Annotated in this window: 5 protein-coding genes; all 5 read left to right on the top strand. The window is 44.3% G+C overall.

Annotated elements, in window-relative coordinates; genetic code table 11:
- Positions 1 to 742: 742 nt before the first annotated feature.
- The gene (locus tag JWJ90_RS22295; RefSeq protein ID WP_205229428.1) at positions 743 to 1,423 is read left to right on the top strand and encodes an SDR family NAD(P)-dependent oxidoreductase; all 681 of its coding nucleotides are present in this window, start codon (positions 743 to 745) and stop codon (positions 1,421 to 1,423) included.
- Positions 1,424 to 1,675: 252 nt separating this feature from the next.
- Positions 1,676 to 2,074 carry an SRPBCC family protein gene (locus JWJ90_RS22290; RefSeq protein WP_205229427.1) on the top strand — a complete coding sequence of 133 codons (399 nt, stop codon included), beginning with the start codon at positions 1,676 to 1,678 and terminating at the stop codon, positions 2,072 to 2,074.
- A gap of 50 nt (positions 2,075 to 2,124) precedes the next feature.
- Positions 2,125 to 3,510: an ISKra4 family transposase gene (locus JWJ90_RS22285; protein ID WP_205229426.1), complete on the top strand. Its 1,386-nt coding sequence runs from the start codon at positions 2,125 to 2,127 to the stop codon at positions 3,508 to 3,510.
- A gap of 213 nt (positions 3,511 to 3,723) precedes the next feature.
- On the top strand, positions 3,724 to 4,350 hold the full coding sequence (locus JWJ90_RS22280) for an HD domain-containing protein (RefSeq protein WP_205229425.1): 627 nt from the start codon (positions 3,724 to 3,726) through the stop codon (positions 4,348 to 4,350).
- A 200-nt stretch (positions 4,351 to 4,550) separates the two neighbouring features.
- A complete protein-coding gene (locus JWJ90_RS22275) occupies positions 4,551 to 5,912 on the top strand; it encodes an amidohydrolase family protein (protein ID WP_205229424.1) in 1,362 nt (453 codons plus the stop codon).
- The last annotated feature ends 25 nt before the right edge of the window (positions 5,913 to 5,937 follow it).

Below are 5,937 nucleotides of genomic sequence, written 5' to 3'. Positions count from 1 at the left end.
CTTTTTTCGACCTCCTGTGCGCCCCTGAGTTAAACGATTGAACGCTATCGCATCTGTTTGCTATCGGAATGCAATATTAAAACGATTTAGAGACGACCAGGCGCGTTGATGGGCATTTTTGTTGGCATCCCTGGCTATTGAAAAAAATTCCGGCAAAAACCTGTCAAGTTATTTATTTGGATTTGAGCTTTTTTTAGAGGGTGTGAGTAGTTACTTTCAATCAAGATCAAGGCATGCGAAAAATTTTACCGCAGGCATATACATGATATTCCGAGGATAAAATTTTTCGCATAACGCCGAGATTGGCAGAAAAAGCAATTATTCAAGATTCCCTTAATTCATGTGTTGTTCAGCTTCACCTGCCGCACCGATGCATGCTCACGGATTAAGGTAAGAGAATATGGGCCGTATAATCCAGCAAAACAAAAATGCCGAGAGGGGGGGCAATAACGGAACACCAGGTCAATGCCTTGGCGGGACTGATGGGCATGGACACGCAACCTCAAAATTATAGCATATCAAAGAGATGCCCCTCTGGATGCGCAAAGCAACCACGATGCGAGGCACACAATGACGTCTGACTAACTCTGTCAATATCGCCCAAAATCTGACAGCAGGTGTCGATCACGCCCATGCCGGGCAACCCCAAAAACAACTCAGAGCAGCCGACGACAATCGTTTTCTTGGTAGTGTTCTTGCCAGCCAGGAATTTCGTACCTTTTGCCCTGAAGGAGAGATACTTTTGAAACATGCATTAATGATAGGCAATTCTGATGGAATAGGTCTGGCTGCGACAGAAAGATTGCTGGCTGATGAATGGAATATCATCGGAATATCGAGGAGTGAATCCCCCATAAAAAATACCAATTATCAGCACTGCATTGCAGATATTGGAGATAAAAAATACACAGAGTTACTTGACAAACTGATTTTGGAACATTCTTTCGATTTATGCATTTACTTTGCAGGTATTGGGGAATTATTGGATTTTAAAAATATGAAGAATGAACCAAATATTATAGATGTGAACTTAACTGGTATGGTCAAAGCAGCAGCAGCAATAATTCCCACGATGGTTAATAGGGGAAAAGGTCATTTTATTGGCATATCGAGTGTGGCTGATGACTTGCTTTCGGCAGAAGCCCCATCTTACAATGCATCAAAGGCCGGCTTTAGCAACTACCTTGGCGGGTTAGCCTTGGCCTTAAAGCCAAAAGGAGTCTTTGTCACGAATGTCCGCTTTGGATTTGTTGATACAAAAATGGCAAAAGGAGATATTAGGCCATTTATGATGAGCGTCGAGAAGGCTATTGACCATCTTCAAATCTGTTTCAAGAAAAAGCCAGCCAGCTACACTGCACCTCGTATCATCACCCCATTGGTTAAACTTCATAAGTTGATGATGAAATTGAGAGGAAAATAGCCTTCAGCATGGCAAAATTATGTTGCCGATTAGGGGGAGATACCATAAAAGTGCTTGTATTATCGATTCTGTAATCGATTGCAGGGCATCGGATAGTTGTCTACACCGAAATCACAACGCCACTCAGTCATTATGAAAATAACAAACAAACACGCCAGGACCATTGACAAACCCATAAAAGAAGTTGCTGATCTACTGAGTAGCCTTTCTTCAAATAATGACCAATTATGGCCTCATGAAAGGTGGGCTCCTATGAAATTGGATCGTGAATTAGCCGAAGAGGCGACAGGAGGTCATGGTCCAATACAATACGTCGTTACTGAATACAAGCCAGGCAAAAAAATCAAATTCAAATTCTTGGAGCCAGCCAATTTTCAGGGAAACCATTGGTTTGAGATAGAAGAGAAGGAAGATAAAAGAACGGAAATCACCCACACCATAGACATGAATGTTTCAGGGGCAGCGATATTATCTTGGATATTTATAATCCGCCCAATGCACGACGCTTTAATTGAAGATTCATTTGACAAAGCCGCACTCAATTTGGGCCTTAACATTCGGGAGCATCCGATAGTTATGGAATTGCCCTGTAGATCGAATCTGGCCTGTTTGGTTAATAATTTTAATATGTTACGTTATTTTTTTGTTTAAATGCTGCTTTTTACATGATATAATATCCCGTTAAATCAGGAGGTTATATCATGGCGGCTGTGCGAAAAATTCGGAATTGGTCTAAATGTTACAAAGACATGTACGATAATATTCTCGATCAAAAAATTGCTCACATTATCCAGTGTGTTGATGCGCCCAACAACACGCTTTTTGAGATAATTAACAAGATCAGGAAAGAGTACCCGTCAATAGATCCCGAATTAGTCCAGATTGTCATTCAAGGTGAACTTGATCGGCAGGTACAAGCTCCGACATGCACTCCTTGCGGGAGCAAAGCTCATAAAAAATATTCCACGAAAAAAGAGTGCGTTACCACTATTGGCACTCTTGTCATTGACTGCCCGTACTATGTGTGCCCCAAATGTAAAGCCGTCCATACCCCGTACGAAAATGCTCTTAATTTGAGGGATGGCAAGTACCAGTACGATGTACAAAAAATAGCTTCTCTCTTCGGTTCCAAGGAAACTTTTGAGGAAGCTGCAGAAATGATGAACGAGATTTATCGTTTTGACATTTCCGCAGACACTGTCCATAAACTCACCAATCAAGTCGCGGATGAAATCAGCCTTGAAGAGATCACTCCTACTTCTCAAGAAATATCTAAAATCATAGAAGATATCTCGGAGGAAACCTATCGAAGGCCAGTTCTGGTCTTTTCTGCTGACGGCGCCATGGTCCCAATAAGGACAGAAGACAAGGGGCAACCTCATCATTGGCGGGAAGCTAAAGGAATCCGTGGATACCTGCTCGACAAGGATAAGATCGTTCACCTGTTAAGCTGGCATCAAATCAGCAATATTACTGAATTTCGAGGATTCCTTGCCGAGTTAAGAGACAAGGATATTATTCCGCAGGATAAAGTTCGCCTGTGTTTTGTAGGTGATGGAGCCGATTGGATATGGGACTGCGTCAAAGAATATTTCCCAACCTGCCGCCAAGTCCTTGATTATTTCCACTGCTCGGAACACCTCCACGATTTTGCCAAACATCAGTTTGCTGGGTCGAAAAAAGGGGATGAGTGGATAGAGCAAACCAAGGTCCGGCTCTTTCACAACAATGCCTCTCATGTCATCGCTGGCTTGAAAAGAATGAAATGTAAGACAGCCACTGCTGAAACAGAGAGAACTAAGTTGGTAAACTACCTGACAAAGAACAAAGGCAGAATCGAGTACGGTCGTTTGCGGCGAGGTGGGTACCCGCTTGGCAGTGGAGCGATTGAGAGTGCCAATAAGTTCATCAGCAATATTCGTCTCAAGAGATCCGGCGCCTGGTGGAAAGTTGATTATGCAAACAACATCCTCAAACTGCGATGTGCCAAGTACAATTCAAAATTCGATTCCTTTTTTGAGGAGTATGAGCAAAAGGCAAAGCAGCAGAGAGTATCACGCCCAAAAAGGATCCGGCGGGTTAAATAATGCCATAAGTAGCGGATGCACCCTTAACATTCAGCCAAAAAAATGGTCCCCCTGGGTTAGGCTCCTGAAGCGGATTTTCAATAAAAAACCTGCATAACACCCCCCTGCTCGCAGGGCGCCCAAATGGCCGAGCGGCCCCCATCGTGAACATCACAACGAAGCGGTGCTTGCTCGTGCTGTCCAGCACCGCGATTATGCCAATAGAGAGAAATAATGGAAATAGACTCTATAATCAACTTTCTCAAAGAGATCGAAAAATTCAAGACCTGCGAAAGAGTATGTCAGACGACGAGCATCGGGAGAGCCGAAAGTGATGCGGAGCACTCCTGGCATTTAGCCATCTTTCTCATTTTGTTAGAAAATGAATTTGAGAGTATCGATTTTGGTAAGCTATTGAAAATGGCATTAATTCATGACTTGCCTGAGATATATGCCGGCGACACTAATCCATATAGAGGTGACACTGACGATAAGGAAGAAAAAGAAAAAAACGCAGCTGTAAAATTATTTTCAATATTGCCGGAATCAGCATCAAAAAGCCTTTATTCTTTATTTGATGAATATATAAACCAAAAATCAGTAGAGTCCAGAATTGTCAAATCCGCTGACAAGTTGATGCCTCTTATTCAAAATCTTTGTACGAATGAGCATCACTCTTCATACAGGAAATTGAACGTTGAATACCAAGAAGTATTGGAATACATGAATAAATATTTTTCCGGTGGGGTACTCGAGAAATTTTATAACAACCTGTTGTCTGAAGCGTATGAACGTGGTGTTTTTTCAGATCATGAAGGAAAAAAAGACAGAACTAGCCAAGTTAACACGGAGAGAGCTTGAGATAGGTATATCTGTGGTATAAGCGAATTGAATTCAAACAAAAGAGGCCTGAGGCTGATATTCAAAAGATACAATTGAGATTTTCTTACAGACAATTACCCTCTGCAGCACTGGAGCTTGTTGATTTTTTTGGTGTTTTTTATGCTTGTGCTTTTTTCTATATAAAATCAAGTTTTATAGATTGATTATCAGGAGAATAAATGCGAATCAACTGCCACGCACATGTTTTCAACGCCAAGTCGGTCTTTACATCCGAGACACTTGATATCTTGCTCCGCCGTCTCACTGAGATGAAGATTCCCGCGCTGCTCAAAAACGAAATCGTTGAGCAGCTCCAAAAAATCCTGAAAAAAGCAGGAGACTACGTCGATGAAGAGACCCTTTTTCGAAATGTGGTCAAAAAGGTCTCCACCTCCAAAGAGTTTAAGGACGTTCTTAAAACTCTCGCCACGAACGACACCTTAAAACTGGAATTGGCAGGCGGGGCGGCTCTGCAGGATTATGCGGTCGATGGCCTGATACGGCTGCTTGAAAAAGTCGGCGATGCACTCAACCGAGACGACAAGGACGCGGCAAAAGGCGATATCGGCGATGCACTCGCTTTCCTGCGCATCGCTCTGCAGCCAAGCATCCGGCACGTCACAGACATCCTGATGGAACAACTTACTCTTCAGGATGCGGTTATCCCACTGATGATGGATATCACCCACGACGGCGGCGACGAGAAGTTGCTGGAAAAACAACTGGCAGACACCTCGGCGCAGATTCTGGCTTATCCCGGCCGTATTTTCCCCTTTGTTGCTGTCAACACCAAACGACCCGAGTATTTCTCCATCATGGAGTCGGCCCTGGCCGGGCGTGGCTTTGTTGGCGTAAAGCTCTACCCTTCGTTGGGGTATGCCGTGAACAGCCCCGAAATGTTCAAGGTGTATGCCTACTGCGAAGAACGCGGCGTCCCCATTCTGATGCACTGCAGCGAAGGGGGATTCTACGCCTCGGATGAAACACGCAACAATTCCGACCCAACCCTGTGGACTGCCATTCTACAAAAGCATCCGAGTCTGAAGATCTGTTTCGGGCACTTCGGCGGGGCACAATATCTTGCTGCCGCTGATATTCCTACCAACTGTTGGACGCGTACCATCCTCGATCTGATGGTGAAATTCAAAGGGGTGTACGCCGACATCGCCTACCATAGTGAGCCGATGGATGGCGGCAGCGGCGAGAAGAACTATTTCAAGAATCTCTCCCAGCTATTGCAAAATCCCGATTACAGCGAGCGCATCCTGTTTGGGACCGACTACTTCCTCTCCCGCCAGCGCCTTACCGAAAAGAGCTACTGGAAATATTTCAGTAAGCACCTGTCCGAGAACGAACTCCGACAAATGACCGAGGACAACCCGCTGCGTTATCTCGGTCTGCCTGACGAAACCCAAAAAATGAGCATACCGATCGCCAACTGTAGATTCTCAAGTTCCCGTCCAACATGTTTCTCACGTATAATTACCAGCTATTTTTCCAACGTAGATGGCCGGAAGGATTTCTCCTTCCGGCCATTTTGATCGTAGACAGCAGTCTACCGCACCG

Source organism: Desulfobulbus rhabdoformis (assembly GCF_016919065.1).
Classification (GTDB): Bacteria; Desulfobacterota; Desulfobulbia; order Desulfobulbales; family Desulfobulbaceae; genus Desulfobulbus; species Desulfobulbus rhabdoformis.
This window is presented reverse-complemented; position numbering and strand designations above follow the sequence as displayed.

Excerpts from the sequence above, each read along its gene's own strand:
- JWJ90_RS22290 (WP_205229427.1), top strand. The coding sequence starts at position 1,676 with ATGAAATTGGATCGTGAATTAGCCGAAGAGGCGACAGGAGGTCATGGT.
- JWJ90_RS22285 (WP_205229426.1), top strand. The coding sequence starts at position 2,125 with ATGGCGGCTGTGCGAAAAATTCGGAATTGGTCTAAATGTTACAAAGAC.
- JWJ90_RS22280 (WP_205229425.1), top strand. The coding sequence starts at position 3,724 with ATGGAAATAGACTCTATAATCAACTTTCTCAAAGAGATCGAAAAATTC.
- JWJ90_RS22275 (WP_205229424.1), top strand. The coding sequence starts at position 4,551 with ATGCGAATCAACTGCCACGCACATGTTTTCAACGCCAAGTCGGTCTTT.